Consider the following 17019-nt stretch of genomic DNA (forward strand, 5'->3'; position numbering starts at 1 on the left):
CGTGGCGGCGTTCAACGATGCCCGCCGCCGCCCATGCCGCCGCCGCCATGCCCCATACCGCTCCAGACGCCGCCGTGTCCGCCGTGAAAGCCGCCATGCATGCCTGACACCGGATGCATATGCGGGCCGCCCGGGAAGACATGATCCATGTGATGAAAGTGATGGAAGTGATCGACGAACACGAACGAGCCGCCCACGAACACCGGCGGCCACCAGCCGTACCACGGACCCGCGTAGTACGCCGACGCGTCGGGCCAGGCCACCGGGTACACGAGCGTGTCGTCGCTCTGCATGATCTGCCATGTGCCGTCGGGTTGCAGGCACGCGAGGCCGCTGATCTGCTGCGGCGCGCCGTCGATCTCGGCGGTGCCGGTCACGGGGCGGCATGGCGCGGGCGGCGGGTAGGACCCATACGCGGCCTGCTGCGACGCAACCGGTGTCGTACAGGCGCTCAGCAGGCAGGCTAGCACAGTGAAGGCGAGAAGTTTGCGCATGATGTCGCCCCTCGCGATGGTCCGGCTTCGTGGCGCGCGGGTTGCGCGCCGGCGCCGTGAAGACTCCATCGGTACGCCTCGCACGCGGCGCGCGAATGCATCGGCGCCGGCGTGTCATCTGCAAAACGAGGGGCGTGGCGGCACTATTCCTTTCCTGGCGCACTCTCGGGGCAGGCATGGCCCTTGCCCTGATTACCGCTTGTTTCGGCGCCGCCGATACGCCTTATGCGGCGAGTCAGGCCAGCCACCGCGTAACGAACGCGCGAATGTCCTCGTTCACGCGCGCCGCATGGTTGAAGTACATGCCGTGTGTGCCGCCCTCGTAGACCTTCAGCGTCGCGCGTTCGAGCGCGGCTGCCGTCGGACGCCCCGTCATCTCCAGCGGCGCCGAAGCATCGCAATCGCCATGCAGCACGAGCGCCACCACGTCGATCGCGGCAAGTTCGCGGCGGAAGTCAGTGACCATCTGCACGTGGCTCAACTGCGCCGCTGCGTACAACGACGCGCCTAGCATCATGTCGGCCGTCCACTGGATGACCGTGTGCGACGTACCTGGGCTGAAGTAGGCTTCGGCGCGCCGGTCGATCCAGTCGGGAAACGATGTGAGCATCTCTTCGATCGACGCTTCGAAGAGGCTCGCATCGAGCCCGCCGGGATTATCAGCAGTCTTGAGCAAATAAGGGGTAGAAGCCGGCGAAACCAGCACGATGCCCGCTACGCGGCGCGAGCCGTGGCGGCTCAAATAGCGGACGACCTCGCCGCTGCCGAACGAATGGCTGACCAGCGTCACGCGCGCCAGGCCTCGGGCGTCGAGGACGGCTTCGAGATCGTCGGCGAGCGTGTCGTAGTCGTAGCCGCGACCAGGGTCGCTCGAGCGTCCGTGCCCGCGGCGGTCGTAAGCCACGCAGCGAAAGCCCGCGGCGGCGAGCGGCGCGCACTGGTAGTTCCACATGTCGGCATTGAGCGTCCAGCCGGAGAGGAACACGAGCGGCGCGCCATCGCCCCAGTCGCGATAGTGCAGTGCCGTGTCGTCGTCGATGCGGATAAAGCCGGGTTGGCGGGCATTGAGGGTATCGCGTGCCATGGTCGTCGCTCCTTGCGGTTGTGGGGCCGATGAGGACCATGGTCGTCGATGCCGTGCACGCTGACGATTACGTCGGAGGTAATGTCCGTGCGCCCGTGGCGCGCACGCGTGAGCGCGCTACGCGCAATCGCACCACGCCGGTGCTAGATTCGTCATACGTACTGCCCAGGAGACGATCATGAGCAACACCTCACCGCGACCGGCCTTCGGCTCCGCCATCTACTACCGCGATCCTTTCGCCGCGCTCGACTGGCTCGAAAAGGCGTTCGGCTTCCAGCGCCAGTTCGTCGTGACGTCGCCGGACGGGAAGCTCGGTCACTCGGAAATGCGCTTTGGGGACGGCTACGTGATGATTTGTGGCGGCTGGCCCGGCATGCCCTACACGAGCCCCGCCGAAGTGGAAGGCAAGAACACGCAGTCGGTGCACGTGCAGTTGAAGAGCGGTCTCGACGCGCATTGCGAGCGCGCCCGCGCCGCGGGCGCAAAGATCATTCGCGAACCGGCGGATCAGTTCTACGGCGATCGCGTCTACGCCGCATGCGACCCTGAAGGCCATGTATGGAGCTTTGGCGAGACTGTGCGCGAGGTCACGCGCGAAGAGGCGGAACAGGCCAGCGGGCTGAAGATCGATGGCTGGGTTTGAGCGCGCCGATTCGCCTCGCGCGAGAAAGAAAAACGCCCCGACGAGTGACAACCCGTCGGGGCGTTTTCATCACCGCTTGCGCGCAGCGCGCGCAATGCGAAATGGCTTAGCGTTGCGCGATCGGCTTCGCTTCGCGCGGCGTTTCGCCGATGAACAGCTGACGCGGACGGCCGATCTTCTGCTCGGGGTCGGCGATCATTTCGTTCCATTGCGCGATCCAGCCCACCGTACGCGCCATCGCGAAGATACACGTGAACATCGAGGTCGGGATGCCCAGCGCGCGCTGCACGATACCCGAGTAGAAGTCGACGTTCGGGTACAGCTTGCGCGACACGAAGTATTCGTCTTCCAGCGCGATCTTTTCGAGCTGCATGGCGAGCTTGAAGAGCGGATCGTCGTGCAGGCCGAGTTCGTTCAGCACTTCGTAGCACGTCTCGCGCATGAGCTTCGCACGCGGGTCGTAGTTCTTGTACACGCGGTGACCGAAGCCCATCAGCTTCACGCCCGAGTTCTTGTCCTTCACTTGCTTGATGAACTCAGGAATCTTGTCCGGCGAACCGATTTCTTCCAGCATGTTCAGTGCGGCTTCGTTCGCACCACCGTGCGCCGGGCCCCACAGACAAGCGATACCGGCCGCGATACACGCGAACGGGTTCGCGCCCGACGAGCCAGCCAGACGCACAGTAGACGTCGAGGCGTTCTGCTCGTGGTCGGCGTGCAGGATGAGGATACGGTCGAGCGCGCGCACGAGCACGTCGTTGACCTTGTACTCTTCGCACGGGTTCGAGAACATCATGCGCATGAAGTTCGCGCTGTACGACAGATTGTTCTGCGGGTACACGAACGGCTGGCCGATCGAGTACTTGTACGCCATGGCGACGAGCGTCGGCAGCTTCGCGATCATGCGGATCGCCGAAACTTCGCGATGCTTCGGGTTATTGATGTCGAGCGAGTCGTGATAGAACGCCGACAGCGCGCCGACTGCGGCGACGAGAATCGCCATCGGGTGCGCGTCGCGGCGGAAACCGCGGAAGAAGAACTGCATTTGCTCGTGAACCATCGTGTGCTGCGTGACGGTCTTCACGAACTCTTCCTTCTGCGCTGCGTTCGGCAGTTCGCCGCGGTACAGCAGGTAGCAGGTTTCGAGGAAGTCGGCGTTTTGCGCGAGGTTGTCGATCGGGTAGCCGCGGTACAGCAGTTCGCCCTTGTCCCCGTCGATGTACGTGATCGCCGAGTTGCACGACGCCGTCGACATGAAGCCCGGGTCATACGTGAACTTGCCGGTCTGACCGTACAGTTTGCGGATGTCGATCACATCCGGGCCCATCGTGCCCTTGTAGATCGGCAGTTCGACGCTCGGCGAATTGTCGCTGAACGATAGCGTGGCTTTTACATCAGACGGGGTCATAGCACATCCTCAATCGAAGATAAACACGGGATTCGATAGTTTTGTACGTCCGGCGCGGCGCCTGCAAAACAACTGCGGACGCCGCCGCGCTCAGACGTTCCGAAGCAGCTCCAGCACCCGCTTCACGTCCGGGTCGGCAAGGTCGCCTTCTGGTTCCTTGCGCGCGAGCAGCAAGTCCATCAGGTCGTTATCGCTCAGCTCGAGCAGGCGCGTGAGAGCGCCCACGTCGGCGTCGCTGAGTTCATGCTCATAGCGCTCGAAAAACCGCTCAAAAATCAGATCATTTTCGAGCAGGCCGCGCCGCGCGCGCCAGCGAAGGCGCGCGCGGCGATGGGGGTCAGACTGGTGCGATTCCATTTCAGAACAGCAACATCAAACCGCGCGGCGGAACATCAGTTCCTTGATCTTGCCGATCGCCTTCGTCGGGTTCAGGCCCTTCGGGCAAACGTCGACGCAGTTCATGATCGTGTGGCAACGGAACAGACGGTACGGGTCCTCGAGGTTGTCGAGGCGCTCGCCGGTCGCTTCGTCGCGGCTGTCCGCGATGAAGCGGTAAGCCTGCAGCAGACCTGCCGGGCCGACGAACTTGTCCGGGTTCCACCAGAAGCTCGGGCACGACGTCGAGCAGCTTGCGCACAGAATACACTCGTACAGGCCATCGAGTTCGTCACGCTGCTCAGGCGACTGCAGACGCTCCTTCTCGGGCGGCGGCGTGTCGTTGATCAGGTACGGCTTGATCGAGTGGTACTGGTTGAAGAACTGCGTGAAGTCGCAAATCAGGTCGCGCACGACGGGCAGGCCCGGCAGCGGACGCAGCACGATCTTCGCCGGCAGGTCGTTCAGGTTCGTGAGGCACGCCAGACCGTTCTTGCCGTTGATGTTCATGGCGTCCGAACCGCACACGCCTTCACGGCACGAACGGCGGAACGACAGCGTCTCGTCCACTTCCTTGAGCTTGACCAGCGCGTCGAGCAGCATGCGCTCGTGCGTCAGTTCCAGCTCGTACGTTTGCATGCGCGGCGCTGCGTCCTTGTCCGGGTCGTAGCGATAGACTTCAAAAATGCGTTTGGCCATTTCCAATTCCTTTTGACTGGCGTGTGCCTTAGAACGTACGCGCCTTCGGCGGCACGGACTCGACGGTCAGCGGTTTCATGTGGACCGGCTTGTAATCGAGTCGGTCACCTTCGCTGAACCAGAGCGTATGGCGCAGCCAGTTTTCGTCGTCACGGTGTTCGAAGTCGCTCTGTGCGTGCGCACCACGGCTTTCCTTACGGGCTTCAGCCGAAACCATCGTTGCGCGCGCAACTTCGACCAGGTTCGCCACTTCGAGCGCTTCCACGCGCGCCGTGTTGAACACCTTCGACTTGTCCTTCAGGTGGATGTGCTTCGCGCGCTCAGCGATCTGCGCGATGTCCTTCACACCGTCCGCCAGCAGCTTCGACGTGCGGAACACGCCTGCGTGCTTCTGCATCGAGCCGCGGATGTCGTTCGCGACGCTCTGTGCGTACTCGCCCGAGGTCGACTTGTCGAGCTCGGCCAGGCGCGAGAGCGCGAAGTCGGCGGCGTCGGCCGGCAGCGGCTTGTGCTCCTTGAGCTCCTTGACGTGCTTGACGATGTGGTTACCAGCCGCACGGCCGAACACCACGAGGTCGAGCAGCGAGTTCGTGCCGAGGCGGTTCGCGCCGTGCACCGAGACGCACGAGCACTCGCCCACGGCGTAGAAGCCGTTGACGACTTCTTCGTGACCCTTCGGCGTGCCAACGACCTGGCCGTTGATGTTCGTCGGGATGCCGCCCATCTGGTAGTGGATGGTCGGCACGACCGGGATCGGCTCCTTGATGCAGTCCACGTTCGCGAACTTGAGCGCGATTTCGCGGATCGACGGCAGACGCTTCATGATCGTCTCGGCGCCGATGTGCGAGAGGTCGAGCAGCACGTGGTCCTTGTGCGGACCGACGCCACGGCCTTCCTTGATTTCCTGGTCCATCGAACGCGAAACGAAGTCGCGCGGCGCCAGGTCCTTCAGGGTCGGCGCGTAACGCTCCATGAAGCGCTCGCCGTTCGAGTTACGCAGAATGCCGCCTTCGCCGCGCACGCCTTCCGTGATCAGCACGCCCGCGCCGGCCACGCCGGTCGGGTGGAACTGCCAGAACTCCATGTCCTGCAGCGCGATGCCCGAACGGGCCGCCATGCCAAGGCCGTCACCGGTGTTGATGAACGCGTTCGTCGATGCCGCGAAGATCCGGCCTGCACCGCCCGTGGCGAACAGCGTGGTCTTGCCTTCGAGGATATAGACGTCGCCCGTTTCCATTTCGAGCGCGGTCACGCCGAGCACGTCGCCTTCGGCGTCGCGGATCAGGTCGAGCGCCATCCATTCGACGAAGAACGTGGTCTTCGCCGCGACGTTCTGCTGATACAACGTGTGCAGCAGCGCGTGGCCGGTACGGTCAGCAGCCGCACAGGCGCGCTGAACCGGCTTCTCGCCGTAGTTGGCCGTGTGGCCGCCGAACGGGCGCTGGTAGATCGTGCCGTCGGCGTTACGGTCGAACGGCATGCCCATGTGTTCGAGCTCGTACACGGCGTTCGGCGCTTCACGGCACATGAACTCGATCGCGTCCTGGTCGCCGAGCCAGTCGGAACCCTTGATCGTGTCGTAGAAGTGATAGTGCCAATTGTCTTCGCTCATGTTGCCGAGCGAGGCGCCGATGCCGCCCTGCGCCGCCACCGTGTGCGAACGCGTGGGGAACACCTTCGAGAGCACGCAAACCGACAGGCCGGCACGCGCGAGTTGCAGCGAAGCGCGCATCCCCGAGCCGCCAGCACCGACGATGACCACGTCGAACTTGCGACGCGGCAGTGAATTCTTGATTGCAGCCATTCTTTTACACTCTCCAGAGAATCTGAGCGGCGTAGCCGAGGCTGCCCAGCAGCCATGCGATCGTGAGGACGTCCAGCGTGATGCGCAGGCCGACCGGCTTGATGTAGTCCATCCAGATGTCACGCACGCCAACCCAGGCGTGCAGGAACAACGCGACCAGGGTGACGAACGTGGCGAGCTTCATCCATTCAGCGGAGAAGATCGACGCCCAGCCGTCATACGAAAAGTCGTGCGCGCCGAAGAACAGGACGAGCAGCACGACCGTGTAGATCGCCATGATCACGGCGGTGGCGCGTTGCGCGATCCAGTCGCGAATGCCGTAGTGAGCGCCGACGACGTGGCGCTTCGGACCGATACCGTTTTTAGCCGACATTTTTTAGAACGCTCCGAAGAGTTTTGCCGCAAAGGCGATCGTGAGAACCGTGGAGATGATCACGACGACGAGCGAGGTCGACTTGCCTTTTTCCTTGCTCACGAGGCCATGGTTGAAGTCCATGCACAGGTGACGCACGCCAGCGCAGAAGTGAAACAGGAACGCCCATCCGAGGACCAGCACGATGAGCTTGATGATGATGTTGGAAAGGAAGCCCTTGAATACCTCGAAGCTAAGCTCCGAAGTGAGGCTCTGGTCCAACAGGAACAAGATGAAAGGCAGGAACAGGAACAAGAGCACACCGCTGATGCGGTGGCCGATCGACACACGACCTGCCAACGGCAGGCGGTATGCGAACAAGATCTGCCCAAGCCCGATGTTCCGGTATTCCGGCCTCGGTTTTTTTGCGGCTTCTGCCATGCTAGACCCCTACTATGTGTTAACACTAATTCGCAATTTTAGCGCCTTTTCATATCGCGCTGCAGCGAAATCCACGTCGGGTACGGCGGTGGTGCGCGCAAGCAAAGGCACTGTGGGGAAGGGCTCCGCGCATTTCGCGCTCGCCCGTCAACTCAAATCATTCTGATAGTAGTACCCGGTTGTGACATACCATCCGCGGCGTACCTCGACCGGCCGGTCTCCATAGGTATAGGACACCCGCTCGACCGATAGCAAAGGGAAACCTGCGGGCACCTTGAGCAGATCGGCCACCGTAGGCTCCGCGGCCACGGCGCGGATCTTCTCGGTCGCGCGAATCATGCGCGTGCCGAACTCCGCCTCGAACATGGCGTAGAGCGGGCCTTTGTAGTCGGCGAGGCGCTCGCTCGTGAGCCCGCGGAACACGCCGCCGGGCAGCCAGATCTCGTCGAGCACGGTGCTCTCGCCATCGAACTGCAAGAGACGCCGGATCAGCACCACCGGGTCCGAGGGCTTGAGGTCGAGCTGGCGCGCGATCTCGGCGGAGGCACGCAGGCGCCGGCACTCGAGCAGCTTGCTCACGTGCGGGTGCTCCGCGCCGTCATCGGCGAGTAACCTCAAGAAGCGAAACTGGGCGCGCTCTTCGTTGTGCGTTGCAACAAATGTACCCTTGCCCTGACGGCGCACCAGCAGGTTGTCGGCAGCCAACTCGTCGATCGCCTTGCGCACGGTCCCCTGGCTCACCTTGTAACGGGCGGCCAGTTCGACTTCGCTGGGGATGATTTCGCCGGGCTTCCATTCGCCGGACTCGAGGCTCTGGGTAATGAGCCCCTTGATCTGCTGGTACAGCGGACTGAAGGTCGGGGACGGCGGAACCGCGGGCGCAGACGCTGGAACCCCGCTCTCTGGAGCGGTGGAATTCGCGTTGCTGGCCGGGTTTGCACTCATGGCGCGCATTTCAACATAAAGCCCCCCACGCATCAAGCATTTTGCCTGCAATAGTTATGTCTTATATAAGACATAAGATACTGTTGACTTTGACCCTGTCGACTCCTACACTCCCGATCGAGCAAGGGTTTGCGGGCAGGCTGCATGCTAATTTCAGGACATGAAACCGGCATGACGAAGAGGAGCCGCCGGCTGCATCCACCTCGTGGCGAAAGCGCCGCGAGCCGCCTTGCACGATGCTGTTCCCTCACGCAGTAAACGCAGTAGAGGTTTCATCCGCCCAGCCGGCACGCCTGAATCATCGCGCGCCGCGCGCCTGTGGGAGAGCCCGAGCGAGCTGTTGCAGGAGTCGGCACACGCGAAGCGGCCAGCGTCTGGCGTCCCTCGAAGGGCGCCCCGTTCACCTCTTGCCATGTTGCACAGGTTACCGGCACGGCGGTCCGCGCCGGCGGCGCACGCGTCACGGCTTGTCAGTCATTGTTGTTCCAGTGAAGCGCGCACGCCAGCGAGAAAGACCGCCGGTTTCACCTACGCTTCGTGTATCGCGCATATAGAATGGCGTTTTACCCTGGCGTCTAACGCATCATCCTGGAGATTTTCAATGGCTAAGCCCGCAAAGCGCGTTGCCGTCACCGGCGCCGCAGGTCAGATCGCTTACTCCCTGCTGTTCCGCATTGCGAATGGCGACCTGCTCGGCAAGGATCAGCCCGTCATCCTGCAACTGCTTGACCTTCCGCAAGCGCAAGCCGCCGTCAAGGGCGTCGTGATGGAACTGGACGACTGCGCATTCCCGCTGCTCGCGGGCGTGGTCATCACCGACGACCCGAAGGTCGCGTTCAAGGACGCCGACGTCGCCCTGCTGGTTGGCGCACGTCCGCGCTCGAAGGGCATGGAGCGCAAGGATCTGCTCTCGGCCAACGCCGAAATCTTCACGGTTCAGGGCAAGGCGCTGAACGACGTCGCCAGCCGCGACGTGAAGGTGCTGGTCGTCGGCAACCCGGCCAACACGAACGCCTACATCGCCATGAAGTCGGCTCCGGACCTGCCGAAGAAGAACTTCACCGCCATGCTGCGTCTGGACCACAACCGCGCGCTCTCGCAACTGGCCGCCAAGTCGGGCAAGCCGGTCGCTTCGATCGAGAAGCTCGCAGTGTGGGGCAACCACTCGCCGACGATGTACCCCGACTTCCGTTTCGCCACGGTCGACGGCCAGTCGCTCAACGCGCTGATCAACGACGACGTGTGGAACCGCGACACGTTCATCCCGACGGTCGGCAAGCGCGGCGCGGCGATCATCGAAGCGCGCGGCCTCTCGTCGGCAGCTTCGGCCGCCAACGCCGCGATCGACCACGTGCGTGACTGGGTGCTCGGCACGAACGGCAAGTGGGTCACGATGGGCATTCCGTCGGACGGCTCGTACGGCATCCCCGAAGACATCATCTACGGCGTGCCGGTGACCTGCGAAAACGGCGAGTACAAGCGCGTGGAAGGCCTCGAAATCGACGCGTTCTCGCGCGAGAAGATGGACGGCACGCTGAACGAACTGCTCGAAGAGCGCGAAGGCGTGGCTCACCTGCTCGGCAAGTAAGCCTGCTGGACGAACGGAACGCGCGATCTACGCCCGTTCCGTTCTGCTTTATGGGCGCGCGGGGCAAGCTCCGCCGCCCTACGCGGACCGCCATGCGCGGCCCCTAGGCGGCCCCACCTACGCGGCCCACCCGATCCGCATGCGCCTTGCTGGCAGGACGCATCCGAATCCGGTATCTCCTACAAAACTCGACTCCCGACGCCGAAGATGCGCGCCATGCTCCCAGCCGAAGTGCTGTTTGACGGCGAAGCGCCGCCTGCCATCCTGCCCGCATGCGACCACTACGCGGGCAGTGAGAAGCTGATGCTCAAATCGCTCGCGCTGCAGCAGCAGTTGGGCCCGGTATTCGACATCACGCTCGACTGCGAAGACGGCGCGCAGGTAGGCCGCGAGGCCGAACACGCCGAACTCGTGGCGTCGCTCATCGGCAGCGAACACGACCGTTTTGGCCGCGTCGGCGTGCGCATCCACGATTTCCATCACCCGCATTGGCGCGACGACGTGCGCATGATCCTGCGCGCCGCCAAACGCGCGCCTGCCTTCATCACGCTGCCGAAGATCCGCGCCGTGGGCGACGCCGCCGAAATGACGGCGTTCATCGAAGCCACGCGCGTCGAGATGGGCATCGCCAAGCCCATTCCCGTTCAGTTGCTCGTCGAAACGCATGGCGCGCTTGCGCGCGTGTTCGACCTCGCCGCGCTGCGCGGCGTCGAGTCGCTGAGCTTCGGCCTGATGGACTTCGTCTCCGCGCACGACGGCGCGATTCCCGACACGGCCATGCGCTCGCCAGGCCAGTTCGACCACCCGCTCGTGCGCCGCGCGAAGCTCGAAATCGCGGCCGCGTGTCACGCTTTCGGCCGCGTGCCGTCGCATAACGTGAGCACGGAAGTGCGCGACATGGAAGTGGTCGCGAACGACGCGCGCCGCGCGCGAAACGAGTTCGGCTACACGCGCATGTGGAGCATTCACCCGGCGCAAATTCCGGCGATCGTGGCCGCTTTCGCGCCGCGCGACGAAGAAATCACGCTGGCCGCCGAAATCCTGCTGGCCGCGCAGCATGCGCAATGGGGTCCGACACGCCACGGCGACACGCTGCACGACCGCGCGAGCTACCGCTACTACTGGTCCGTGCTGCGCCGCGCGCGCGCCACGGGCCGCGCCGTGCCGGCAGAAGCGGCACCGCTGTTCGAGTCGGGCATCGATACGCCGGGCGCCGATACGCCGGACGAGTTGACTGGGGAGTCGGCCTGATGCACGCCACGAACGGGCGCAGAAAACGTTTTCAACGTATTGCGCCAGGTGAACAACACGGCTCTCGCGCCGCATAGCGCAGCCACAGCAGTCACGGACAGTTACAGCCAGTTACTAGCGAACCAAGACGCAAACAACACCGGGCCGGAGAAATTGAAGTTCATGGCGATAAATAGGTGAAAATAGCGTCCGCTGCGCGCTTTCGGGGCGCGCGCAGTGCAAACGGCGGTTGCCTGTTCAACCGCGCACTGATCAACCGCTTTTAGATAGATAAAGGTTTGACACTCATGAAGAAACTGCTGATCGCCGCTGTCATCGGCACGCTGTCCTCGACGCTGATGCTGGCCGCCACCGACGCCGCCGCACAAGGCACGTCGTCGACGACCACTGCCAAGAAGCCGGCTCCGAAGCATCGCATCATCAAGCGCAAGGCCAATCCGGCCAAGGAAGCGAAGGTCGATCCGGTTCCGGAAGGCTCGGAGCACTGGAGCTGCGCTGAAGGCGCTCAATTCGACCTGAAGGGCGACATGGCGCGTGACCAGATCGTCACCGTTCACTGGGCGAACAAGAACTACAACCTGCCGCGCCAGGTCACGACCACGGGCGCCGACCGCTTCCACGACGCCGCCACCGGCCTCGACCTCGTCGTGATCCCGACGAAGGCCATGCTGTTCTCGGACAAGGACAGCTCGCGCCTCGCCGACGAGTGCAAGACCGTTGCCATGCAGCAAGGCGCCATGGCGCCGACGCAGGCCAACGCGCTGAACCCGGCCAACCGCGCCGCACCGGCAAGCGGCGCAGCGGGCCAGTAAGCATCGGCCAGGGAGGCCTCGATGTCCGCACCGATCTCCAACGTCAGGCCGCAGCCGGACCCGGTACTGGTCGATATCGTCGACTACGTGCTGAACTTCCGGGTAGACAGCGCGCTCGCGCTGACCACGGCCCGGCATTGCCTGATCGATACCCTCGGCTGCGGACTCGAGGCGCTCTCCTACCCCGCCTGCACCAAGCTGCTGGGACCGATCGTACCGGGCACGATCGTCCCGCACGGCGCGAAGGTGCCGGGCACGTCATTCCAGCTCGACCCGGTTCAGGCCGCGTTCAACATCGGCGCGATGATCCGCTGGCTCGACTTCAACGACACGTGGCTCGCCGCCGAATGGGGCCATCCGTCGGACAACCTGGGCGGCATTCTCGCGACCGCCGACTGGCTCTCGCGCACCGCCATCGCTCAGGGGAAATCACCGATCACCATGCAGCACGTGCTAGAAGGCATGGTGAAGGCGCACGAGATCCAGGGCTGCGTTGCGCTGGAGAACTCGTTCAACCAGGTCGGTCTCGACCATGTGCTGCTCGTGAAGCTCGCCTCGACCGCCGTGGTCGGCCAGCTGCTCGGGCTCACGCGCGACGAACTGATCAACGCCGTATCGCTCGCGATGGTCGACGGCCAGTCGCTGCGCACCTACCGCCACGCCCCCAATACGGGTTCGCGCAAGTCGTGGGCCGCAGGCGACGCCACCTCACGCGCCGTGCGCCTCGCGCTCATGGCGAAAACCGGCGAGATGGGCTATCCCTCGGCGCTCACGGCGAAAACGTGGGGCTTCTACGATGTCTCGTTCAAGGGACAGCCGTTCAGATTTCAGCGCCCCTACGGCACGTACGTAATGGAAAACGTGCTGTTCAAGATTTCGTTCCCCGCTGAATTCCACGCGCAGACCGCGGCCGAAGCCGCGATGACGCTGCACGGCGTGCTCGCGCAACGCGGCAAGACGGTTGAGGACATCGAGCGCATCACCATTCGCACGCATGAAGCGGCGATCCGCATCATCGACAAGAGCGGCCCGCTTGCCAACCCGGCCGACCGCGATCACTGTATCCAGTACATGGTCGCCGTGCCGCTGATCTTCGGGCGTCTGACCGCCGCCGACTACGAAGACGAAGTCGCGAGCGACCCGCGTATCGACGCCCTGCGCGCAAAAACGGTATGCGTGGAAGACCCGCAATTCACAAAGGATTATCACGACCCGGACAAGCGTTCGATCGCAAATGCGCTCACCATAGCGCTAAGCGACGGCACGACGCTCGACGAAGTCGTCGTGGAGTACCCGATCGGTCACAAGCGGCGCCGCGAAGCAGGCATTCCGCTTTTGATCGAGAAGTTTCGAATCAACCTCGCGCGCCGCTTCCCCGCGAAGCAGCAGCAGGCGATTCTCGATGTCTCGCTCGACGAAGCACGGCTGTGCGCCCTGCCCGTCAACGAGTACGTCGACATGTATGTGATCTGAGCAATCAGGCAGGTATCCGTGACAGCAGCAAACGAGCAGTAAGCGTTATTTCCGCGATTAAACGAAGGAAAACACTATGGCCCACAATCTCCACAAAACGCTAAAAGATTTCGACAGCGGTTCCGGCAAAGGCAAGTTCTACTCGCTGCCGCATCTCGGCAAGCAGCTCGGTGTGAAGATCAACCGCCTGCCGGTCTCGATCCGTCTGGTGCTCGAGTCTGTGCTGCGTAACTACGACGGCAAGAAGATCGCGGAAGAGCACATCGAGCAACTCGCGAACTGGAAGCCGAACGCCTCGCGCGTCGACGAAATCCCGTTTGTCGTCGCCCGCGTCGTGCTGCAGGACTTCACCGGCGTGCCGCTGCTCGCCGACATCGCCGCCATGCGCGGCGTGGCCAAGCAGGTCGGCAAGGACCCGAAGGTCATCGAGCCGCTCGTGCCGGTGGATCTCGTCGTCGACCACTCGGTGCAGATCGACTACTTCCGCCAGAAGGACGCGCTCGACCTGAACATGAAGCTGGAATTCCAGCGCAACAACGAGCGCTACCAGTTCATGAAGTGGGGCATGCAGGCGTTCGACACGTTCAAGGTCGTGCCGCCGGGCATCGGCATCGTCCACCAGGTCAACCTGGAATACCTCGCACGCGGCGTGCACAAAAAGGCTGAAGGCGGCGACACCGTCTACTACCCGGACACGCTCGTCGGCACCGACAGCCACACCACGATGATCAACGGCATCGGCGTGGTGGGCTGGGGCGTGGGCGGCATCGAAGCGGAAGCCGGCATGCTCGGCCAGCCGGTGTACTTCCTCACGCCGGACGTCGTCGGCGTCGAGCTGAAGGGCAAGCTGCGCGAAGGCTGCACGGCCACCGACCTCGTGCTGACCATTACCGAAATGCTCCGCAAGGAAAAGGTCGTCGGCAAGTTCGTCGAGTTCTTCGGCGAAGGCACGGCCTCGATCGGTGTGCCCGACCGCGCGACCATCGGCAACATGGCGCCGGAATACGGCGCGACGATGGGCTTCTTCCCGGTCGACGAAAAGACGATCGATTACTTCAAGGGCACGGGCCGCACGCAAGCCGAAATCGACGCCTTCGAGAACTACTTCAAGGCCCAGGATCTCTTCGGCGTGCCGAAGGCCGGCGACATCGACTACACGAAGACGCTCACGCTCGACCTCGGCACGGTCGCCCCGTCGCTGGCCGGCCCGAAGCGTCCGCAAGACCGTATCGAGATCGGCCACGTGAAGTCGACCTTCACCGACCTGTTCTCGAAGCCGGTCGCGGAAAACGGCTTCAACAAGAAGGCCGCCGACCTCTCCGCCGAATATGCGGCGGGCGAGAAGGTCAAGCTGCATAACGGCGACGTGCTGATCGCCGCGATCACGTCGTGCACGAACACGTCGAACCCGAGCGTGCTGCTGGCCGCCGGTCTGCTCGCGAAGAAGGCCGTGGAAGCGGGCCTGACGGTCGCGCCGCATATCAAGACGTCGCTGGCTCCGGGATCGCGCATCGTCACGGAGTACCTGACGAAGACGGGCCTGCTGCCCTACCTCTCGAAGCTCGGCTTCGAACTCGCGGCCTACGGCTGCACGACCTGTATCGGCAACGCCGGCGACCTCACGCCCGAACTGAACGAGTCGATCGTCAAGAACGACGTCGTCGCGGCTGCGGTGCTCTCGGGCAACCGCAACTTCGAAGCGCGTATTCACCCGAACATCCGCGCGAACTTCCTGGCCTCGCCGCCGCTGGTCGTCGCGTACGCGATCGCGGGCAACATCACGCGCGACCTGATGACGGAGCCGGTTGGCAAGGGCAAGGGCGGCCGCGACATCTACCTCGGCGACATCTGGCCGACGAGCGACGAAGTCAACGCGCTGCTCAAGTTCGCGCTGGACCCGGAAGCGTTCCAGAAGAACTACAGCCAGCTCACGAAGAAGGGCGACCTGTGGAGCAAGATCGAAGGCGAAGAGGGTCAGGTCTACGACTGGCCGAAGTCGACCTACATCGCCGAGCCGCCGTTCTTCGGCAGCGATTTTTCGATGACGCCATCGTCGGATGTGCCGGAGATCAAGGGCGCGCGCGCACTGGGCATTTTCGGTGACTCGGTCACGACCGACCACATCAGCCCGGCTGGCTCGATCAAGGAAGACTCGCCCGCAGGCAAGTGGCTGAAGGAAAACGGCGTGCAAAAGGCCGACTTCAACAGCTACGGCTCGCGCCGCGGCAACCACGACGTGATGATGCGCGGCACCTTCGCCAACGTGCGTATCAAGAACCTGATGATCCCGGCGAAGGCCGACGGCACGCGCGTGGAAGGCGGCCTGACGATTCACCAGCCGAGCGGCGAACAGCTGTCGATTTACGACGCCGCCATGAAGTACATCGACGCCGGCACGCCGACGATGGTGTTCGCAGGCGAAGAGTACGGCACGGGTTCGTCGCGTGACTGGGCAGCCAAGGGCACGCAGCTGCTGGGCGTGAAGGCCGTGGTCGCACGCAGCTTCGAGCGTATCCACCGCTCGAACCTGGTCGGCATGGGCGTTCTGCCGCTGCAGTTCAAGGGCGCGGACAGCGTGCAGTCGCTCGGCCTGACGGGCGAAGAAACGTACGACATCGAAGGCCTGACGGACGACTTCAAGCCGCAACAGGACCTGACGCTCGTGATCCACCACAAGGACGGCAAGGATCAGCGCGTGCAGGTGCTGCTGCGTATCGACACGCCGATCGAAGTCGATTACTACAAGCACGGTGGTATTCTGCCGTTCGTGCTGCGCTCGCTGCTCGCAGCGTAAGCAAGCCGTTTTTTGCAGGTGCCGCGCCCGGCAACGGGTGCGGTCACACTTGAAGCCCGACGCAAGTCGGGCTTTTTTTTCGGCTGTGCTTCGCGCTGCGCTATTCGATCAGCTTGTTCAACGTCGCAAACTCGATCAACGCCGCAAGCGACGACACGCCGAGCTTGTCCAGCACGCGCGTCTTATATGTGCTGACGGTTTTATCTGAAAGCCCGAGCCGCCCCGCAATGCCCTTGTTGCTCATGCCGCGCGCAAGGTACTGCAACACTTCGACTTCGCGAGGCGACAGCCCGTTGAGCGCCACGTCGCGGCCGCCGCCGCAGCTGCCCGCCGGGAAGCAGTCGTAGCCGAGCAGCACCGCCTTCACCACACCGCACAGCTCCTCGACGCCGCGATTCTTGTTGACATAGCCGTTTGCACCGGCCACACGCGTGTGATTGGCCATGACCAACTCGGGCTTCGCGGAGAGCACGAGAATGCGCGCGCCGGGCTGCTTGGCGCGAATGCCGCGGATGACGGAAAGGCCGTCGAGCTTCGGCAACTCGAGGTCGAGGATCACGAGATCGGGATGCAATTCCTGTACGAGGCGCAGGCCCTCTTCGCCGTCGCTGCACTCTCCCACCAGTTCGTGCTCGGTATTCAGCACGTTGGCGAGCATCTTCAGCACGATTGGATGGTCGTCGATGACAACGATGCGTTTCATTTTTTGTTCCATGGCGGAGTTATTTATTTGAGCCTTCAGCGGGAATCTCACAGACTGAACGACGCGCCATTGTTTTTGTATAGGAAAGATCTGAAACGACTCTCCAAGTTAGGGTCGCAGGGTTAACCCGCTACGCGCGCAATTTGAATTTAA

General features: G+C 63.3%; 16 protein-coding genes. 6 read left to right on the forward strand and 10 right to left on the reverse strand.

Features of this window, described 5'->3' with window-relative positions; all coding sequences use genetic code 11:
• Window positions 1-11 precede the first annotated feature (11 nt).
• Both FAZ97_RS22330 and FAZ97_RS22335 read right to left on the reverse strand, forming a co-directional pair.
• Window positions 12-494, reverse strand: coding sequence for a hypothetical protein (locus FAZ97_RS22330; protein WP_158760576.1), 483 nt, complete (start codon window positions 492-494; stop codon window positions 12-14).
• Between the two features lie 235 nt (window positions 495-729).
• The gene (locus FAZ97_RS22335) at window positions 730-1578 is read right to left on the reverse strand and encodes an alpha/beta fold hydrolase (protein WP_158760577.1); all 849 of its coding nucleotides are present in this window, start codon (window positions 1576-1578) and stop codon (window positions 730-732) included.
• A gap of 178 nt (window positions 1579-1756) precedes the next feature.
• On the opposite strand from FAZ97_RS22335, the gene FAZ97_RS22340 reads away from it, so the two are divergent.
• Window positions 1757-2221: a VOC family protein gene (locus FAZ97_RS22340; RefSeq protein ID WP_158760578.1), complete on the forward strand. Its 465-nt coding sequence runs from the start codon at window positions 1757-1759 to the stop codon at window positions 2219-2221.
• A 106-nt stretch (window positions 2222-2327) separates the two neighbouring features.
• Here the strand turns inward: FAZ97_RS22340 and gltA are convergent, their stop codons facing one another.
• From gltA to FAZ97_RS22375, 7 genes are all read right to left on the reverse strand, one after another.
• Window positions 2328-3629, reverse strand: coding sequence for a citrate synthase (gene gltA / locus FAZ97_RS22345; protein ID WP_158760579.1), 1302 nt, complete (start codon window positions 3627-3629; stop codon window positions 2328-2330).
• Window positions 3630-3719: 90 nt separating this feature from the next.
• Window positions 3720-3986, reverse strand: coding sequence for an FAD assembly factor SdhE (locus FAZ97_RS22350; protein ID WP_028202905.1), 267 nt, complete (start codon window positions 3984-3986; stop codon window positions 3720-3722).
• A gap of 15 nt (window positions 3987-4001) precedes the next feature.
• Window positions 4002-4703, reverse strand: a complete 702-nt coding sequence (locus FAZ97_RS22355; RefSeq protein WP_158760580.1) for a succinate dehydrogenase iron-sulfur subunit — start codon at window positions 4701-4703, stop codon at window positions 4002-4004.
• 28 nt (window positions 4704-4731) lie between these two features.
• The gene (sdhA, locus tag FAZ97_RS22360; RefSeq protein ID WP_158760581.1) at window positions 4732-6507 is read right to left on the reverse strand and encodes a succinate dehydrogenase flavoprotein subunit; all 1776 of its coding nucleotides are present in this window, start codon (window positions 6505-6507) and stop codon (window positions 4732-4734) included.
• A 4-nt stretch (window positions 6508-6511) separates the two neighbouring features.
• Window positions 6512-6880 carry a succinate dehydrogenase, hydrophobic membrane anchor protein gene (gene sdhD / locus FAZ97_RS22365; RefSeq protein ID WP_158760582.1) on the reverse strand — a complete coding sequence of 123 codons (369 nt, stop codon included), beginning with the start codon at window positions 6878-6880 and terminating at the stop codon, window positions 6512-6514.
• Window positions 6881-6883: 3 nt separating this feature from the next.
• Window positions 6884-7300 carry a succinate dehydrogenase, cytochrome b556 subunit gene (gene sdhC / locus FAZ97_RS22370; RefSeq protein ID WP_158760583.1) on the reverse strand — a complete coding sequence of 139 codons (417 nt, stop codon included), beginning with the start codon at window positions 7298-7300 and terminating at the stop codon, window positions 6884-6886.
• A 147-nt stretch (window positions 7301-7447) separates the two neighbouring features.
• Complete coding sequence (locus FAZ97_RS22375) at window positions 7448-8245, reverse strand: GntR family transcriptional regulator (protein WP_158760584.1); 798 nt, start codon at window positions 8243-8245, stop codon at window positions 7448-7450.
• A gap of 601 nt (window positions 8246-8846) precedes the next feature.
• Here FAZ97_RS22375 and FAZ97_RS22380 point away from each other — a divergent pair.
• The 5 genes from FAZ97_RS22380 to acnA all read left to right on the forward strand — a co-directional run bounded on the left by FAZ97_RS22380 (window position 8847) and on the right by acnA (window position 16163).
• Window positions 8847-9833 carry a malate dehydrogenase gene (locus FAZ97_RS22380; RefSeq protein WP_158760585.1) on the forward strand — a complete coding sequence of 329 codons (987 nt, stop codon included), beginning with the start codon at window positions 8847-8849 and terminating at the stop codon, window positions 9831-9833.
• A gap of 207 nt (window positions 9834-10040) precedes the next feature.
• Window positions 10041-11084, forward strand: coding sequence for an HpcH/HpaI aldolase/citrate lyase family protein (locus FAZ97_RS22385; protein WP_158760586.1), 1044 nt, complete (start codon window positions 10041-10043; stop codon window positions 11082-11084).
• Window positions 11085-11371: 287 nt separating this feature from the next.
• Complete coding sequence (locus tag FAZ97_RS22390) at window positions 11372-11896, forward strand: hypothetical protein (RefSeq protein WP_158760587.1); 525 nt, start codon at window positions 11372-11374, stop codon at window positions 11894-11896.
• Between the two features lie 21 nt (window positions 11897-11917).
• Window positions 11918-13369: a bifunctional 2-methylcitrate dehydratase/aconitate hydratase gene (locus FAZ97_RS22395; protein ID WP_158760588.1), complete on the forward strand. Its 1452-nt coding sequence runs from the start codon at window positions 11918-11920 to the stop codon at window positions 13367-13369.
• A 76-nt stretch (window positions 13370-13445) separates the two neighbouring features.
• Entirely contained in the window at window positions 13446-16163 is a 2718-nt protein-coding gene (gene acnA, locus FAZ97_RS22400; RefSeq protein WP_158760589.1) for an aconitate hydratase AcnA, read from the forward strand.
• Window positions 16164-16263: 100 nt separating this feature from the next.
• Here the strand turns inward: acnA and FAZ97_RS22405 are convergent, their stop codons facing one another.
• Window positions 16264-16866 (reverse strand): response regulator transcription factor, encoded by a 603-nt coding sequence (locus FAZ97_RS22405; RefSeq protein WP_158760590.1) that lies wholly within the window; start codon window positions 16864-16866, stop codon window positions 16264-16266.
• Window positions 16867-17019 lie beyond the last annotated feature (153 nt).

The organism is Paraburkholderia acidiphila, from assembly GCF_009789655.1.
Classification (GTDB): Bacteria; Pseudomonadota; Gammaproteobacteria; order Burkholderiales; family Burkholderiaceae; genus Paraburkholderia; species Paraburkholderia acidiphila.